The organism is Streptomyces sp. WM4235 (assembly GCF_001279725.1).
GTDB lineage: Bacteria > Actinomycetota > Actinomycetes > Streptomycetales > Streptomycetaceae > Streptomyces.
Genome location: NZ_LGDE01000271.1, coordinates 1 through 13,977 on the forward strand (window position 1 = coordinate 1; position 13,977 = coordinate 13,977).

A 13,977-nucleotide genomic window follows, 5' to 3' on the forward strand; every position below is an offset into this window, starting at 1 on the left:
TCCGCCAGAGTCCAGCCGTTCTTCCGCTCCAACGGCGCGATCAGACCCCGCATATACGCAAGCGCCCGACCCCGCGGCTCCGACCTCACGAAACGCGATCCGACCCGGGCATGCAGCCCGCCCAGCACCCCGTCCCACTCCTCAACCAACCCCACCCCGAGCTCAGTCACACACCAACTCAACCACACACAAGTGTGATTGCAGTACTAGCTGTCCAGTCGCATCCACTTCACGAGGGCCTTGGTCAACTGCCGTGTGATGTGGCCTTGTTTGGCCTGACGCTCCCCGACGGGAAGCTCACCGAGGGCCGCCACCCGACGATCGCGTTCCTCGGTCAAGCTGCCAGCCCACATCTGCCCGGCGGCTTTGACGACCTCTAGGACGTCAACGCCGTACCGCTCCGCAAAGGCAAGGTCGGCCTCGATCAGGATGTCTCGCCCCCCGCGGCGCACCTCGTCGAGGGCAGCCCGGACGCCGTCGTCACCCATCACTGTGAAGCTCGCGTCCTCGGCAGACAGCCAAGCCCTCAGCTCGGCGCGCGTGGCCTGCGCCCACGCTTCCGGGAACTCCGATCGCGGGGTGATCATCACGTTGCCCTCGCCGGCGAAGAAGTCGTGTAGCCGGACATCGAGAGCCTGCGCGAGGATCACGAGACTCCCGAGATCCACTGTCTCGCGTCGCGCACTCTCCAGGTCGGAGATTTGGGTGCGCTTCCACTTCAGGCCGGTTAGAGCCAGTTCAGCAGCCAGCGCTCCTTGCGTGACGCGGCGCTCCTGGCGCAGGGCTTTCAGGTTCTCCCCCACGACCTTCCCCACCGTGGGAGGCGCTTCGGGCTCTTGTGTCATAGCCCGAGCCTCCCACATCGCGTGCGTAATGACAACGCGCGAATCTGCTTTCTCGTCCGTGGGTTGACTCGGCATTCCATCTCGTGCACTCTGCTCCTAGGTCGTCTGCGTGATGAGGCGGACACCGAAGATGCAGGATGATCACGCAATCGAGAGGGTTCCTGATGACGCCCCCGACGCTCGACGAGCTGCGCACGTGGCCCGCCACGGTCGATGTGAACCGTGCCGCAATGGCCCTCGGCATCTCGCGGAGTCAGCTGTATGCCCTGATCAAGAGGAACGAGGCGCCCGTCCGGGTCCTCGACTTCGGCTCGAAGCGCGTTGTGACCAGCAGTCTCGTGAAGCTGCTCGAAGCCGCATGAAAGCGGCCCCCAGCAGGTGCGCTAACACCTGTCGCCGGGGGCCCGAAGCACCGCCATCCGATCCGGAACAGCCGAACGGCCGCGCGGGATGCCAGTCCCTGATGCGCGGCCGTAAAGGAGCTTCAAGTGAAGACTAAGACCCTTCCCCGCTTCAACGCCAGTGCACTCGCCCTCCGCGATAACGCCCTCGACCCGTTCGACGCGGACCAGCGCACCCGGATCCCGGCCGCCGCCGGTGTCGCCGCAGTCACCCCGGCTGTTCTCCCGGTCGCGGAGCGGATCGCCGACCGCATCACCACCGAGGTTCCGACGCTCGCCGCGAAGATCAGCCGCGACCACATCGCGAACCTGATGGACGAGACCATCCGCGAGGCCTGCCGGCCGGCCCACCTTCCGCCCCTCCGGCCCGGCGCGGTCCGCGTCCTCGTGCAGATCGCCGAAGCCAAGCGGGATCAGCCGGCCGAGATGGTCGAGTTCCTCGACTACATCGCGGCCTTGATCTGGCGGGCCGGCGACGCCACGGGAATCCTCGACGAGGTCGCCGACCTCATCGACTCCGAGCGCGCGGCCACCCGGTGACCAGCAGCACCGAGGACCGTCCCCGCCCGGCCATGACGGCCGGGCGGGGGCACCTCCGCTCCGTCCCCCCGCACGTCACCCCCGGGCAGGTCACCGGCCTCCGCGCAGAGGCGCAGATCGCCGCGCTCGGCGTCGCGCAGTGGCCCCTGTACGGCTCGATCGGCTGGCTGCAACTCGACCCCACGGACCCGCGTTGCTACGCGGCCACCCTCGAAGCAGCCGAACGGTACCGGCGCATGATGGCCGATCCCGACCTGCCGGACGCCGAATGGGTCGCCGCGGTGTACGGCGACGCGCGCGAACTCGCCGCCCGGAAGCTGGCCGCGACCCGCCGGATCCGGAGCGTGCGAGAGATCCGCGACGCGAGAGCCCAACCCCGCCTCGCCCACCCGCTCAAGGCCACCCCCGGGTGGCCCCCGATCGCGGTCCCGGGCCAGCCCGGCCGCTACCTGGTTCACGGTCAGGAGACCGCCGAGTGACCACCACGCACGACCCCGTAGGCCTGCCGCCGGAATCCATCCTCGCGGCAGGCCTGCGGGGCGTTCCCGCACAGACTCCGGACGCGCCCCCGATCTGGCTCCCCGACGACACCGCCACCACGGCGCCGCCCGGGAAGCTGTGGGTACCCGAGCCCCGGGGCGGCCCGACGTCCGAGGAGCACTTCGAGCAGCGCGTGGCCGCCATGGCGGGCGAACTCCTCGACACCGACGGCCTCGACAAGATCAAGCCGCTGGAACCCCTCCTCGGCGATCTGCTGCACTGCAACACTCTCGCCCGCGCGATCGGCCCCTCCGGCACCTTCAAGTCCTTCGTACTGCTCGACATGTGCGGGCACATCGGGACCGGAATCCCGTGGCACGGCCACTACGTCCGGCAAGGCCTCGTCGTCTACCTCGTCGCCGAGGGTGCGGAGGGCATCCGCAAGCGCGTCCGTGCGTGGGAGCAGCACCGCGGCGTCCGCATGGACAACGTCAGGTTCCTGCCCCGCCCCGTCCAGGCCATGGACCCGGAATGGGAAGTCCTCACCGAGGTCATGCGCCGGCTGGAACCCGTGATGATCGTGGTGGACACGCAGGCCCGAGTCACGGTCGGCATCGAAGAGAACTCCAACACCGAGATGGGCCGCGTCGTCGCCCGCCTCGACCGGCTCCGCGAGGTCACTGGCGCCTGCGTCACCCTCGTCCACCACACCGGCCACATCGGCGAGCACGGCCGCGGCGCGTCGGCGGTCAAGGGCGCTCTGCAATCCGAGCTGATGATCAGCCGCAAGGGCGACCGCCTCAGCAACCTCGTTCTCAGTATCAAGAGCGGCAAGCAGAAGGACGAGGAGGAGGGCGACGGGCACCTGTTCGGCGTGCAGAAGGTGTCCATCGACGGCGAGTTCAAGCCCGACGGCCGGCCCGTCACGTCGCTCGTGCTGGTCTCCCTCGACGCCGTCCCGGACCGGGAACCGCTCGAAAACTCGGTCGAGTGGATTGTGGCCCGCCTCGACGCTGCGAACGTGCCCAGCGACTACGGGCGCCGCCGACTCCGCACCGAACTCCAGAAGCTCGGCATCCCCGCCCGCGACGAGAAGCTCCAAGAGGTGGCGAACCTCCGCAAGGACCGGCGCCCGGACCGGTTCCCGGGCCAAGCACCCCTAGCGGTTCCCGGCACCGGAACCGATGCAGCAGAAAGCGCAGGTCAGACCGGTTCCGCACCGGTCCGGAGCATGCAAGAACCACCCCCATGCACGTCGGTGGTTCCCTCTCTCTTTCTAGAGAGGGAACCGGCGGCGGCGGAACCGCCGATCTGCTCCGTCTGCGGCGGCGAACTCGACGTCGAATGGGCCCAACAGGGCAACGACCACCACGTCATGTGCTGAAGGAGACACCCCCATGAAGCCCCACCACACCACCTACGCCGCCGGCCCCACCGAACTGATCGCCCGCATCGCCGCCAACTACCAGTGCGGGCACTGCAACAGCGAGACCGAAGCCCGCACCGACCAACACGGCACCATCCACCTCGTCACCCACCACGACGACGGATGCCCCGTCCTCGAAGGCACCCTCAGCGCCATCCCCGACACCCTCCGAGCCGCCAACACCCCCTGAACGTCCGGTCGCGGCGGCTCACGTCTCGCGCACGCGAGGCACGGCCGCCGCGCGTACCCGGTTCACACCCCCCTCGCGCGCACTCGCGCGCGAGCCCACCCCTGACCCTCGGAGGACCCTGTGAAGCTCGGCCTTGCTCAACTCCAGTGGAACACCCGCGTCACCGATCACGCCCGCTCCCTCGGATGGATGGCGTACACGCAGATCGGCCCGAACTCCCGCCCCGAGGACCCGTCGCTCATCCTCACGAGAGGCCCCCGCGTCGTCCTGGTGTACCTGCGCACGGGGCGCCGTCGCGCGGACCGTCAACCCCCCGTCGAGCGCTTCCCCGACGGCATGGTGACCGTGTGCTGGTACCCCGAAGACTGGCCGCAGGTGCTCGGGGTGCTGGCTGGCGGGCAGGCGTCCGGTGACATCGCCTGACGGGCCGCGGGTGGCGCCGGATGGGTCGGTCATCGTGCCGGCCCGCCTCGCCTCGACGGTGTTCGCGGCCACCACGCTCTACCTCTCGTCCCGCACACGCACGGACGGCGGTGCGTTGAGCCCCGAGGCCCGCGAACTCCTCCGGGCCCTGCACGCGGCGGCACAGGGTCCCGGTAGCGGATCCGACACCCCGCAGCTCAACTCCCGCACTGTGGAGCACGGGTCAGGTCCCGCGCTCGGTGTGGCCGAGGCGGCTGGCGTCCTGGGGTGCCACCCCTCGTACGTCCGCCGGCTCTGCCACACCGGAGCGCTCCCGGCCCAACGCAACCGGGGCGGCTGGGTGATCGAGGCCAACGCCCTCGACGACTACCGCCACGGGAGTACCGATGGGAAGCCAGGACCAGCACCGACGCCCTGAACTGGGGGGCGCCATCCGCGACCACTACGCGAGCAAGAAGGCCGCCGCGGACGCGAAGGCCGCACCCGAGCGCGAGCAGCAGGAAAAGCAGGCCAAGGCCGACGCCGCCCTGTACGGCACCCCCGCGTGGGACGCACTCAGCGACATCCGCAAGCGCCGCGCCGCCCAGTACGTCTCTCGCAAGGCCGAGAAGGAGGGCGACGCAGCATGACCCCCACCGAAGCACGCGAGACCCTCGACACCGCCCGCACCGAAGCCGCACAGGCGCACGAGACCATCGAGGCCCTCGCCGAGCGCGTACGAGCCGGCGACGAGCACGTGACCGCCGAGCAGATCGCCGGGCAACGTCAGCTCGCCGAACTCGCCGAACTCCGGGTGGAGGCCGCCGAACGCAAGCTCGCCGCCGCGGTCGCCGCCGACCGGGACGCCCGCGCAAATGCCATCGGCGCCGCCGTCCGTGAACTCGTCAACGAGGATGACACGCAGCCCCTGATCGAGGCCGTACAAGCCGCTGTGGCCGCGCTGGAACACCTCGTCAGGCTCGACGCCGCCCGCACCGCCCGCATCCACGCGGTGGCCCGTGACGTCGTAGCCATCAACGAGGAGCTGAAGCAGGTCGACCCGGCCGCCGGCTCCTGGCCCTCCGATGCGTACGACTTCCGAGGCCAGACGTTCCCGGCCTCCGTGACCGCCCTCCGCGAGGGCCGTACCGCCGCCGTGCCGCCCGGCCGCCTCGCCGCGGTCGCCCTCGCCCTCGCCCTCACCAGTGACCGGCAGATGGAGGCCGACGCACGCGAGACCCTCAAGGCCACCACCGACGCCGTGGTCGTCCGTGTGACTGGGGAGGTCCCGGGCCTGGCCGCTGCACTGCGTGTGTCCCCGGAGGAGTGGCAGGCCGCTTCAGTGGAAACCCGCTACCGCCTCAGGCAGCAGGGCCGGAACCCCATCGAGCAGCAGGAGCGTGCAGCATGACCACCTACTCGAAGTGGGGCGGCACCCGCGCCGCCCTCGCTCGCGCCGAGGACCGCCAGGCCGCCGAGACCATCCCGGCAGCCGGCCCCGCACCCGTCGCACCCGCGGCCGTCCCGGAGCTGGGAACGCCCGAGCACATCGAGGCCCTGGCCGACGCCGAGACCGCGCAGGCCGCCCGCGACCTCGAAGCGATCGAAGAGCGCGTCATCAACGGCGACGAGTCCGTGACCCCCGAGCAGGTCGAGCAGGTGCGAGGGCTGGCCCGCTTCGCCCACCTGCGCCGCGAGGCCGCCGCCCGCAAGGCGGAAGCGCAGCGGGAGCGGGAGGCGGAGGAGCGCCGTGTCGCCACCCTCGCCGAGGCACAGCGGCTCATGGACGCCGCGCCGAAGTCGGCGGTGTACGAGAAGCTGGCCGCCGCCCAGCAGGCCGTCAAAGAGCTACGTGAAGCGATCCACGCTTACAACCACGGGGCCCGTGCCGCGTTCGACACCCTCGCCGGTACCCCAGAGGTCGCGCCCGCGCCGTTCGACCCGTCGATCCCGAACCCGATCGGGTTCGGCTACGGCTATCCCATGGGGCAGCCGGCGCTGTGGCTGGACGGTGTCAACGTCCTGACCCTGGACGAGAACGGCATCGTCAAGCGCTCCCTCCACCAGGCCTGACGCTCGATCTAGGCGTCCGGTCCCTCAGGGTGAGGAGCCGGACGCGCTGTTCTCGGAGTCAGAACGGCTTGTCGCCGCTCCCGACGACCTTGATTCGGAAACTCCCTTGAGGGGAACCGAGCCAGTCGCCGACGGCCGGTCGGACGAACTTGCCCTTTCGCTCATCCTGGAGCTTGAGTCGACCTTGGGAGAGGTTCATCAGTTCTGCCAGCTGCTGGTTGGCTGGCACGGAGAGAGGGATCGTTGTAGCTGCTCATGCCCGAGGTTAGCCAGACCTGTGGCGCGCGCAGTCGATCCCTGCGGCTATATCCAGACAGACCACACGCTGGCGGCCGTGCCCGCCGCCAGACCAAGCAGGGCGAGGACTATCGATGCGGTGTTGTCCGCCGCCTGGTCGAGGACGGCAAGCCGGGTTACCTGGTGCAGGTAGTTCACGTCGTTCCAGGTCGACGTGCATAGGAGAGTCTGCCGCCTCAGTTCTTCCTGCTCTTCGGACGGAACCTGGCTCCGCATGATGATGTTGAGACCCCGAAGGCGCCATTCCAGGTCCTTGCGCTCGCGTCGGAGATGGCGCACCCCGCGCGTGACGCCTGCGGCGGCAACGGCACCAGCAGCGATCGCCAACGTTGCGTTGCTGACCTTGAGGCCAGCCAGGACCCCGGCAACCACCGGGGCGAGGACGAGTGCCGCGGCCCCGGCCGCAATGACGGTTCTGTCGTTCATTCAGGGAACCTACTGCGGCCGCACCACAGCGGCATAGGGGCTGCACCGGTCCTGCGAGCAATGGGGCGGGCGCTCTGTTGCTGGCCGGCCGTCCGCCGCTACGGTGCCCACGGAATCGTCACCTCGCACCAGGGAGATGCCCCATGGCCCGCCGCCTCCGCATGGTCGGTACGAACTCAGGGAACAACGGATGCCCGACGCTGTACGAGGACGTCGACACCGGCGAGTACCTCGTTCAGGGCGACGCGGTGACCGACCCCGCCGACGTCGCGCAGCTCCGCAACGTCAAGGCCGGCGAAGGGTTCGTCACCGTGCCTCGGGAACTCCTGGCGAACTTCGGCCCGAAGGAGCCCGTGCACGTGCCGCAGCGCATCAGCTTCGACGAGTTCGACGGCATGTTCAGCAGCCTCGCCCACTCCGCGTGGCGGCTGGAGACCCGCCGCCGGTACGCGTCCGACGAGCAGACCGACACCTACCGCCAGTTCGTCGCGGAAGGCGCGGTCGACTGGGACCTGACCGATCCGTGGTGTGCGGAGCGACGCGAGCAGAGCGCGCTGGGCAAGCGCTTCGAGCGGGTCCGGGTCCTCGACGAGCCGGCGACGACCGGTCAGGAGTACCTCCTCGACAACGCCCGCCGCAACAACGCGGTCGGCGAGGACGTCCGCACCCTGCCGCGGGCCCGCGCCGAGGAACTGCGACTGCCGCAAGAGGACTTCTGGATCTTCGACGGCCGGGTCGTCGCGCTCCTGCACTTCGACGAGGACGACCACATGACGGGCGTGGAACTCCTCACCAACCCCGTCGATGTCCTGCGCTACAGCCAGGCCCGAGAGGCCGCCTGGCACTACGCGAAGCCGGTACCGTCCAAGGAGTGAGCACCGACTACCAGCAGGCCCGACTTTCCCTCGGCGCGCGCCTGCGCGAGCTGCGCGCCGAGGTCACCGGCCGGGACCTCGCGAGCCGGCTCGGCTGGCCGCAGTCGAAGGTCTCGAAGCTGGAGACCGGCCGGCAGACCGCCACCGGCGCGGACCTGGAAGCGTGGGCCGCGGCCACCGGCCACCCCGAGGCCGTCGAGGACCTCAAGGCCCGCTTGCAGGGGCTGGAGTCCCGTTCCCGGTCCTGGCGGCGCCAACTCCGTGCCGGGCACCGGCCCGTGCAAGACGCGCTCACCGTCGAGTACCGGCGCTCCTCGTACCTCCGCGCATGGGAGGGCGCCATGATCGTCGGCATCCTGCAAACCGCGGACTACGCCCGTCACACGTTCACCAGGTACGCCGAGCTGCACCAGTCGATACCGGACGTGGAAGACGCCGTGCGGGCCCGCATGCGCCGCCAGGAGATCCTGTACGAGCCCGGCCGGTCCTTCGACATCGTCATGTGGGAAGCGGCCTTGCACGCCCGAGTGTGCCCGCCGCCCGTCATGGCCGCACAACTCGACCGCCTCGCCGGGGTCGTGGGTCTCGACACCGTGCACCTGGGCATCGTCCCGTTCAACGCGCCCCTGGCGATCCCGCCGGCCAACGGCTTCTGGATATACGACGAGCGGCTCGTGATCGCCGAGGACTGGCACGCCGAACTGTGGCTCGACGACGCCGACACCGTCGCCACGTACGGGCGGGTGTGGTCCACGCTCCGGGATGCGGCCGTGCACGGGGCGGCCGCTCACCGGCTGATCGCACGGGCACGGGCCTACCTCGACCACGCGTAAGCACATCGGAGAATCGCCGGACCGGCGGCGCGAATATTCGAGAATCACGGCGGACGTTGATTCGCCCGCGTCTCTAACGTCCTGGTCATGGCGATCGAGCAGGCCAGCCCGGTGGAGTTCCCCGTCCTCGCCGGCGGCTGGTGCAACTGGCACGACGGGCCCTCGGGGACCGCGCTGGAAGTCCAGTGGGGCGAGTCCAGCTCCGGCCCCCCAAAGCCGCTGTACGCGTGCGCACCGTGCAGGGAGCAGCGCGGCTTGACCCCCGCGCCGGCGCGCTGTCAGGACGTTCCGGTGCCGGGCGTGGCCGCTCTGTCCTGGGAGCAGATCCAGGGCCGGTACTGCATCGCGTGCGGTACCGGGCTCGGCGATGACCGCGTGTGGCGGGACACCGTCGTCGTGCATCAGGACGGGTACGGCCTGCCCTTCGACCTGTGGTGCTGCCCCGAGAGAGCCCCGCGGTGACGTCCCCGCCCACGTACCCGGCCGGCGGACAGACTGCCCAACCGTTCGCGTGCCCGCGGTGCGGAGCGACCCCGCTGCCGCTCGGCGGACCGGAGGGCGGCGCCGTGGTCCACAAGAGGGACTGCCCCCGACGATCCCGCACCCCTAGCTTCTGAGGAGACTTGATGATCGTTACCGACTTCGAGGTCACCAGCACGGACGTGGAGACGTGCGAGGCCTGTTGGCGTGCGCCTGTCGAGGCTGCCCGCCAGTCGTCGCCTGGTAGCCGGGACTTGCTGTGCATCGACTGTGCGGAGGCTGGCTATCCCGCCCGCACCGTGCTGTTCCCGCCGCTCGGGATTCGGGGGCTGACGCGGGCGAAGGTGGAGATGGGCAAGCACAAGGCGCCTGGTCCGCCGAAGATGCCGCCGGATCCGGGTCCGCCGCTGCCCACTCCGAGGCCCACGCCGACGCCGAACAAGCCGCCCGTGTAGGCCGCGTGCTCCCGCTCGTCCGTGGTCCGGCGGAACACGGCAGGGTGGGCAGCAAAGGGCCCCCGACGCGATCCGCACGCGCCGGGGGCTCTTTGTGCAACTGGTTGCAGAACCGTGGGTCAGTGCCCGCAGAACGGCTTACTCCACCACCCGCACGCCTCGCAGTAGTCGGCGCCGAGGAGACTCAACAGGGCACGGATCACGGCCGTTTCACCTCCTGCCGAACCGGGTGGATGATGAACACAACCCCTTCCGGGCCCCTCTCGACCCGATCCACCACGACCGTGTCATCTGCGAAAACGTCGCCAGAAGGGGCCGGCGGAAGCGGTGGGGGAGTGGCGGACGAATCGGACAACCACCAGACCGCCGCCAGCCATGCCGGGGGCACCGCGTAGATGAACTGCGGGGCACGGCCGAGCAGTAGCCCGTAGAACACGCCGCCGCCGAGGGGCACGGCGATCCGGAGCGCGAGGCCGCCGAGGGTGGGCACGTCGAACCAGCGGGACGGCGATTCGAGCAGCAGCCCGTTGCCGAGGGCCAGGCGCCGCCGCAACTCCGCGAGGGACAGCCGGATCCCGGTCACAGCAGGCCCACGATGGCGTCACCGGCGGTCGAGACGACCGGCGACAGGACGTAGCCCGCGACGCCGGCGACACCGGACGCCAGGCCGAGGCAGATCCCGGAGATCAGCGCGCGCACGACGAGCCAGTTGAAGCCGCGCCGCTTCACCCACACCGCGACGAGGACCACCGTCGAGATGAGGACGACCGCGTGCCCGCCGTCCGTGAGGACGAGGTTCGAGCCGCGGGTGACGACCGGGGTGCCGCCGCCGACGCCGTACGTCAGGGCCGCGTCACCGATCGCCGACGATCCCCACAGGGACCAGTCCGCGCCGGCGCCGAGCAGCCCGCCCGCGGAGAGGATGAGCAGCATGCCGTAGAGCCAGACGGCGACGAACGGCACGAGCTTGATCAGGTTCTTGATCTTCCGGGCCTGCTTCAGGCCGGGCCACCAGGTGGCGATCTCCCAGCCGAGGAGCGCGAGGCCGATGGTGACGCCGCCGAGCGACACGATTCCGTACGAGGGCAGGTTCATGGGGGTTCCTCAGTGGACGAGGGCCGCGCCGAGCGCGGCGAGAATGACGATGAGGGCGCACGTGCCGAGGGCGGGCAGCGCGTATAGGTCGCGGGCGCGGGGCGGGCCCGCGAGGCAGAGCCCCGCGAGACCGCCGATCGCCGCCGCGGCGAAGAACACGGCGAGGACCATCAGCCGGTGGCGCACGGGTAGTAGTCCGCGAACGCGTCGGCCTGCGCCGCGAGCTGATCCGCCGCGGCGCGCAGCTCGGCACACCAGCGGCGGGCCGTCTCGTCGTCGGCGAGGGTGTGCGCCGGCCGGGCCTCGACAACCGCGCGAGCTGCGGCGCATGCCTGGCTCACCGCCGTATCGGCCTGCGCCGCCCGGTGCGCCAGACGCTGCGCCACTGTGGTGGCCGGCGCATCTTCCTGGCTGAGGTCGCGGCGGACGGTGTCCTTTGAGACGCCGAGCTGTGCGGCGATCTGCCGGTTGGATGCGCCACCCTGCGCGAGTTGGCGCACGGTGGCGCGCCGCTCGGCTACTTCCGTCGGACTGGTCACCAGTCACCCCCGGCGCGGAGCACGGCCAGGCGCAGGGCCAGCCGGCGGAGTTCGGCCGCCTGCTCGTCGAGGATCGTCGCGAACGCTTCGAGGCCGGGCGGGTCGAGAGTGACGTCGGACGTGTCGACTTCGACGTGCAGGCTCACCGGCACGGGCCGGCTGCCGTACGGGTAGGCGACCAGCTCGGCGCGGAGTTCGATGCCGCCGCCGTAGTGGACGACGTGCTCGTGTCCGGAGTGGTGGACGTCGACGAGGGCCTCGACGGGCCGCTCGTCGTGGCCGGTGCACCATGCGGGTTCGGGGAGGGTGACCGGGCCCCGGTCCAGGGTCTGCACGGTGACCGTGCGGGCCCCGGTCATCGGCTGGCCTCAGCGTCGAGGGCGACGACGAGGGTGCGCAGCGCGTACTGGAGATCGCTGGCCGCGAAGTACATGGCGACCTGATCGCGGACGCTGGCGTTCTCGTGCTTGGCGAGCGCCTCGCGGGCGAGCTGGAGCGCCACCTCGGAGGAGAGCGCGCCCGGGGGAAGCTCGTGTGCGGGGTCGCGGAGCGGGCTGGTGGTCATCGGGCACCGCCTGCGGCCTGGCGCAGCTCCTCGGCGTACCGGCCGCGGCTCGTCCCCGGCTCGACGGCGGGCGCGTGCTTCAGGATCTGCTGTTCGGCCCACTCGGCGCGGGCGGTCCCGTGCCCGTGCCGGCGGGCGGCGAAGGTCAGGGCGAGGGCTTCGCGGATGCTGGGCCGCATGGGGTGCTGGGGGCGCTCGGCGGCGAGGCGCGCGGCGATCTGCTGAAGCAGCGCGCGGGTGTCCGCGTCGGGCAGGCGTGTACGTTCTGACATGGGTCTGGACTCCTTGACGCAGATGGGTCTGGATCAAGGCCTCGGCGGGGTGTTGCTGCACCACGCCGGGGCCGCCCGTCATCTCACGCATGTCTCACAGACCACACGTACAGTGACGGGATATGAGCCCCTGACCGGGATTCCTGCGGGTCCTGGTGGACCCTCTGGAACCCTTGGAAGGTGTCTATGTCGGAAGCGGTGGAGTACGACGTTGTGGTGCTGGGTGCGGGCCCGGTCGGGGAGAACATCGCCGACCGGACCCGTGCCGCCGGGTTGAGCACGGCCGTGGTGGAGAGCGAGCTGGTGGGCGGCGAGTGCTCGTACTGGGCCTGTGTGCCGAGCAAGGCGCTGTTGCGTCCGGCGCTGGCCCGGGCGGACGCGCGCCGGGTGCCGGGCCTGGCGGGCGCGGTCCAGGGCCCCCTGGACGCGGAGGCGGTGTTCGCGCACCGCGACTACTGGACCGGGAACTGGAAGGACGACGGCCAGGTCGACTGGCTGGACTCCATCGGGGCGGATGTCTACCGGGGCCACGGGCGGCTCTACGGGATCCGCAAGGTCGCCGTCACCAGCCCCGAGGGAGAGCACCACGTGCTCGCCGCCCGGCACGCGGTGGTCGTGGCCACCGGCACCAGGGCCGTGATCCCCGAGCTGCCCGGCATCGCCGGCGCCCGGCCCTGGACGAGCCGCGAGGCGACCTCCGCCCGGCAGGTCCCCGGCCGGTTGCTGATCGTCGGTGGCGGTGTCGTCGCCGCCGAGATGGCCACCGCCTGGCAGGCGCTGGGTTCCCGGGTCACCGTGCTGGTGCGCGGCTCGCGGCTGCTGCCGAGGATGGAGCCGTTCGCCGGGGAGCTGGTCGCGCAGGCGCTGGAGGAGGCGGGTGCGGTGGTCCGTACGGGCGTCGCCGTCGAGGCGGTCGTCCGTGACGGTTCCACCGGTCCCGTCACGGTGGTGTTGGAGGGCGGCGAGACCCTGGAGGGCGACGAGTTGCTGATGGCGACCGGTCGCGCGCCGCGCACCGAGGACATCGGCCTCGACACCGTCGGTCTGACCCCCGGCGACTGGATCGCGGTGGACGACGGCTGCCGGGTCCCCGGCCACGACTGGTTGTACGCCGTCGGAGACGTCAACCATCGTGCGCTGCTGACCCACCAGGGCAAGTACCAGGCCCGGATCGCGGGTGCGGCCATCGCCGCGCGCGCGGCCGGGACCGGGCCCCTCGACACCGCCCCGTGGGGCGCGCACACGGCCACCGCCGACACGCGGGCCCTGCCGCAGGCGGTGTTCACCGAGCCCGAGGCGGCGTCGGTCGGCCGGACCCTCGCCGAGGCGGAACGCGCCGGACTGCGGGTCCGCGCCGTGGACTACGACCTCGGCAAGGTCTCCGGCGCCGGGCTCTACGCCGACGGTTACCGGGGCCGGGCCCGGATGGTGGTGGACCTCGACCGAGAAGTCCTGGTCGGAGCCACCTTCGTGGGGCCGGGCGCGGCCGAACTGCTGCACGCGGCCACCATCGCGGTCGCGGGCGAGGTCCCGATCGACCGCCTGTGGCACGCGGTCCCGGCGTTCCCGACCATCAGCGAGATCTGGCTGCGCCTGCTGGAGACCTACCGGGGCTGAGTCACCGCCTTCGAGGGCCCCGCCACCGCGTCCGGTGGCGGGGCCCTCACGCGTTTCGGTCATGCGAGCGGTATTCGGCCGCAGTGTCGGGGAGGGGTTCTGCCCTCGGCCAGATGAGGTTAGCCTTACCTAAGTCGATCTTCCTGTCGACCTCACTCGTTTGTCG

Annotated in this window: 25 protein-coding genes and 1 pseudogene; 15 read left to right on the plus strand and 11 right to left on the minus strand. The window is 70.9% G+C overall.

Annotated elements, in window-relative coordinates; translation table 11 throughout:
* Both ADK55_RS39870 and ADK55_RS19015 read right to left on the minus strand, forming a co-directional pair.
* Positions 1 to 155: pseudogene (locus ADK55_RS39870) on the minus strand (IS701 family transposase); the annotation flags it as partial.
* 51 nt (positions 156 to 206) lie between these two features.
* The gene (locus ADK55_RS19015) at positions 207 to 803 is read right to left on the minus strand and encodes a helix-turn-helix domain-containing protein (protein WP_159041468.1); all 597 of its coding nucleotides are present in this window, start codon (positions 801 to 803) and stop codon (positions 207 to 209) included.
* Positions 804 to 982: 179 nt separating this feature from the next.
* On the opposite strand from ADK55_RS19015, the gene ADK55_RS19020 reads away from it, so the two are divergent.
* From ADK55_RS19020 to ADK55_RS19065, 10 genes are all read left to right on the plus strand, one after another.
* Positions 983 to 1,207, plus strand: coding sequence for a hypothetical protein (locus tag ADK55_RS19020; RefSeq protein WP_063839566.1), 225 nt, complete (start codon positions 983 to 985; stop codon positions 1,205 to 1,207).
* Positions 1,208 to 1,333: 126 nt separating this feature from the next.
* Positions 1,334 to 1,786, plus strand: a complete 453-nt coding sequence (locus ADK55_RS19025) for a hypothetical protein (protein WP_053680295.1) — start codon at positions 1,334 to 1,336, stop codon at positions 1,784 to 1,786.
* Positions 1,783 to 2,265: a hypothetical protein gene (locus ADK55_RS38650; protein ID WP_053680296.1), complete on the plus strand. Its 483-nt coding sequence runs from the start codon at positions 1,783 to 1,785 to the stop codon at positions 2,263 to 2,265. Before ADK55_RS19025 ends, ADK55_RS38650 begins: the two co-directional genes overlap by 4 nt.
* Positions 2,262 to 3,650 (plus strand): AAA family ATPase, encoded by a 1,389-nt coding sequence (locus ADK55_RS19035; RefSeq protein WP_053680298.1) that lies wholly within the window; start codon positions 2,262 to 2,264, stop codon positions 3,648 to 3,650. Before ADK55_RS38650 ends, ADK55_RS19035 begins: the two co-directional genes overlap by 4 nt.
* 13 nt (positions 3,651 to 3,663) lie before the next feature.
* On the plus strand, positions 3,664 to 3,882 hold the full coding sequence (locus ADK55_RS38655; RefSeq protein ID WP_053680300.1) for a hypothetical protein: 219 nt from the start codon (positions 3,664 to 3,666) through the stop codon (positions 3,880 to 3,882).
* Positions 3,883 to 4,002: 120 nt separating this feature from the next.
* Positions 4,003 to 4,305 carry a hypothetical protein gene (locus ADK55_RS19045; protein WP_053680302.1) on the plus strand — a complete coding sequence of 101 codons (303 nt, stop codon included), beginning with the start codon at positions 4,003 to 4,005 and terminating at the stop codon, positions 4,303 to 4,305.
* Positions 4,306 to 4,339: 34 nt separating this feature from the next.
* Entirely contained in the window at positions 4,340 to 4,723 is a 384-nt protein-coding gene (locus ADK55_RS19050; RefSeq protein ID WP_159041469.1) for a helix-turn-helix domain-containing protein, read from the plus strand.
* Positions 4,692 to 4,934 (plus strand): hypothetical protein, encoded by a 243-nt coding sequence (locus ADK55_RS19055; RefSeq protein ID WP_053680306.1) that lies wholly within the window; start codon positions 4,692 to 4,694, stop codon positions 4,932 to 4,934. The genes ADK55_RS19050 and ADK55_RS19055 overlap by 32 nt, the downstream gene beginning before the upstream one ends.
* Positions 4,931 to 5,695 (plus strand): hypothetical protein, encoded by a 765-nt coding sequence (locus tag ADK55_RS19060; RefSeq protein WP_053680308.1) that lies wholly within the window; start codon positions 4,931 to 4,933, stop codon positions 5,693 to 5,695. The genes ADK55_RS19055 and ADK55_RS19060 overlap by 4 nt, the downstream gene beginning before the upstream one ends.
* Positions 5,692 to 6,357, plus strand: coding sequence for a hypothetical protein (locus ADK55_RS19065; protein ID WP_053680310.1), 666 nt, complete (start codon positions 5,692 to 5,694; stop codon positions 6,355 to 6,357). The genes ADK55_RS19060 and ADK55_RS19065 overlap by 4 nt, the downstream gene beginning before the upstream one ends.
* 58 nt (positions 6,358 to 6,415) lie before the next feature.
* Here the strand turns inward: ADK55_RS19065 and ADK55_RS38660 are convergent, their stop codons facing one another.
* Together ADK55_RS38660 and ADK55_RS19070 are read right to left on the minus strand one after the other, a co-directional pair.
* On the minus strand, positions 6,416 to 6,586 hold the full coding sequence (locus ADK55_RS38660; RefSeq protein ID WP_159041470.1) for a hypothetical protein: 171 nt from the start codon (positions 6,584 to 6,586) through the stop codon (positions 6,416 to 6,418).
* Between the two features lie 74 nt (positions 6,587 to 6,660).
* Positions 6,661 to 7,080, minus strand: a complete 420-nt coding sequence (locus ADK55_RS19070) for a hypothetical protein (protein ID WP_053680312.1) — start codon at positions 7,078 to 7,080, stop codon at positions 6,661 to 6,663.
* 143 nt (positions 7,081 to 7,223) lie between these two features.
* On the opposite strand from ADK55_RS19070, the gene ADK55_RS19075 reads away from it, so the two are divergent.
* The 4 genes from ADK55_RS19075 to ADK55_RS19090 all read left to right on the plus strand — a co-directional run bounded on the left by ADK55_RS19075 (position 7,224) and on the right by ADK55_RS19090 (position 9,723).
* A complete protein-coding gene (locus ADK55_RS19075; protein WP_053680314.1) occupies positions 7,224 to 7,955 on the plus strand; it encodes a DUF6879 family protein in 732 nt (243 codons plus the stop codon).
* Positions 7,952 to 8,788 (plus strand): helix-turn-helix domain-containing protein, encoded by an 837-nt coding sequence (locus ADK55_RS19080; RefSeq protein ID WP_053680316.1) that lies wholly within the window; start codon positions 7,952 to 7,954, stop codon positions 8,786 to 8,788. The genes ADK55_RS19075 and ADK55_RS19080 overlap by 4 nt, the downstream gene beginning before the upstream one ends.
* A gap of 87 nt (positions 8,789 to 8,875) precedes the next feature.
* Positions 8,876 to 9,250: a hypothetical protein gene (locus tag ADK55_RS19085; protein WP_053680318.1), complete on the plus strand. Its 375-nt coding sequence runs from the start codon at positions 8,876 to 8,878 to the stop codon at positions 9,248 to 9,250.
* 164 nt (positions 9,251 to 9,414) lie between these two features.
* Positions 9,415 to 9,723 (plus strand): hypothetical protein, encoded by a 309-nt coding sequence (locus ADK55_RS19090; RefSeq protein WP_053680320.1) that lies wholly within the window; start codon positions 9,415 to 9,417, stop codon positions 9,721 to 9,723.
* A 199-nt stretch (positions 9,724 to 9,922) separates the two neighbouring features.
* Here the strand turns inward: ADK55_RS19090 and ADK55_RS19095 are convergent, their stop codons facing one another.
* From ADK55_RS19095 to ADK55_RS19120, 7 genes are read right to left on the minus strand one after another with little or no spacing between them, the layout of a single operon-like run.
* Positions 9,923 to 10,306: a hypothetical protein gene (locus ADK55_RS19095; RefSeq protein WP_053680322.1), complete on the minus strand. Its 384-nt coding sequence runs from the start codon at positions 10,304 to 10,306 to the stop codon at positions 9,923 to 9,925.
* Entirely contained in the window at positions 10,303 to 10,818 is a 516-nt protein-coding gene (locus ADK55_RS19100) for a hypothetical protein (RefSeq protein WP_053680324.1), read from the minus strand. The genes ADK55_RS19095 and ADK55_RS19100 overlap by 4 nt, the downstream gene beginning before the upstream one ends.
* A gap of 9 nt (positions 10,819 to 10,827) precedes the next feature.
* The gene (locus ADK55_RS38665) at positions 10,828 to 11,004 is read right to left on the minus strand and encodes a hypothetical protein (RefSeq protein WP_159041471.1); all 177 of its coding nucleotides are present in this window, start codon (positions 11,002 to 11,004) and stop codon (positions 10,828 to 10,830) included.
* Positions 10,989 to 11,357 (minus strand): helix-turn-helix domain-containing protein, encoded by a 369-nt coding sequence (locus ADK55_RS19105; protein WP_078999114.1) that lies wholly within the window; start codon positions 11,355 to 11,357, stop codon positions 10,989 to 10,991. Before ADK55_RS19105 ends, ADK55_RS38665 begins: the two co-directional genes overlap by 16 nt.
* Positions 11,354 to 11,716: a DUF6907 domain-containing protein gene (locus tag ADK55_RS19110; RefSeq protein WP_053680328.1), complete on the minus strand. Its 363-nt coding sequence runs from the start codon at positions 11,714 to 11,716 to the stop codon at positions 11,354 to 11,356. The genes ADK55_RS19105 and ADK55_RS19110 overlap by 4 nt, the downstream gene beginning before the upstream one ends.
* Complete coding sequence (locus ADK55_RS19115; RefSeq protein ID WP_053680330.1) at positions 11,713 to 11,922, minus strand: hypothetical protein; 210 nt, start codon at positions 11,920 to 11,922, stop codon at positions 11,713 to 11,715. The genes ADK55_RS19110 and ADK55_RS19115 overlap by 4 nt, the downstream gene beginning before the upstream one ends.
* Positions 11,919 to 12,194 carry a hypothetical protein gene (locus ADK55_RS19120; RefSeq protein ID WP_053680332.1) on the minus strand — a complete coding sequence of 92 codons (276 nt, stop codon included), beginning with the start codon at positions 12,192 to 12,194 and terminating at the stop codon, positions 11,919 to 11,921. The genes ADK55_RS19115 and ADK55_RS19120 overlap by 4 nt, the downstream gene beginning before the upstream one ends.
* Before the next feature lie 186 nt (positions 12,195 to 12,380).
* On the opposite strand from ADK55_RS19120, the gene ADK55_RS19125 reads away from it, so the two are divergent.
* The gene (locus ADK55_RS19125; RefSeq protein ID WP_053680334.1) at positions 12,381 to 13,811 is read left to right on the plus strand and encodes a dihydrolipoyl dehydrogenase family protein; all 1,431 of its coding nucleotides are present in this window, start codon (positions 12,381 to 12,383) and stop codon (positions 13,809 to 13,811) included.
* The last annotated feature ends 166 nt before the right edge of the window (positions 13,812 to 13,977 follow it).

Excerpts from the sequence above, each read along its gene's own strand:
- ADK55_RS19020 (WP_063839566.1), top strand. The coding sequence starts at position 983 with ATGATCACGCAATCGAGAGGGTTCCTGATGACGCCCCCGACGCTCGAC.
- ADK55_RS38655 (WP_053680300.1), top strand. The coding sequence starts at position 3,664 with ATGAAGCCCCACCACACCACCTACGCCGCCGGCCCCACCGAACTGATC.
- ADK55_RS19055 (WP_053680306.1), top strand. The coding sequence starts at position 4,692 with ATGGGAAGCCAGGACCAGCACCGACGCCCTGAACTGGGGGGCGCCATC.
- ADK55_RS19060 (WP_053680308.1), top strand. The coding sequence starts at position 4,931 with ATGACCCCCACCGAAGCACGCGAGACCCTCGACACCGCCCGCACCGAA.
- ADK55_RS19065 (WP_053680310.1), top strand. The coding sequence starts at position 5,692 with ATGACCACCTACTCGAAGTGGGGCGGCACCCGCGCCGCCCTCGCTCGC.
- ADK55_RS19070 (WP_053680312.1), bottom strand. The coding sequence starts at position 7,080 with ATGAACGACAGAACCGTCATTGCGGCCGGGGCCGCGGCACTCGTCCTC.
- ADK55_RS19075 (WP_053680314.1), top strand. The coding sequence starts at position 7,224 with ATGGCCCGCCGCCTCCGCATGGTCGGTACGAACTCAGGGAACAACGGA.
- ADK55_RS19085 (WP_053680318.1), top strand. The coding sequence starts at position 8,876 with ATGGCGATCGAGCAGGCCAGCCCGGTGGAGTTCCCCGTCCTCGCCGGC.
- ADK55_RS19090 (WP_053680320.1), top strand. The coding sequence starts at position 9,415 with ATGATCGTTACCGACTTCGAGGTCACCAGCACGGACGTGGAGACGTGC.
- ADK55_RS19100 (WP_053680324.1), bottom strand. The coding sequence starts at position 10,818 with ATGAACCTGCCCTCGTACGGAATCGTGTCGCTCGGCGGCGTCACCATC.
- ADK55_RS19110 (WP_053680328.1), bottom strand. The coding sequence starts at position 11,716 with ATGACCGGGGCCCGCACGGTCACCGTGCAGACCCTGGACCGGGGCCCG.
- ADK55_RS19115 (WP_053680330.1), bottom strand. The coding sequence starts at position 11,922 with ATGACCACCAGCCCGCTCCGCGACCCCGCACACGAGCTTCCCCCGGGC.
- ADK55_RS19120 (WP_053680332.1), bottom strand. The coding sequence starts at position 12,194 with ATGTCAGAACGTACACGCCTGCCCGACGCGGACACCCGCGCGCTGCTT.
- ADK55_RS19125 (WP_053680334.1), top strand. The coding sequence starts at position 12,381 with ATGTCGGAAGCGGTGGAGTACGACGTTGTGGTGCTGGGTGCGGGCCCG.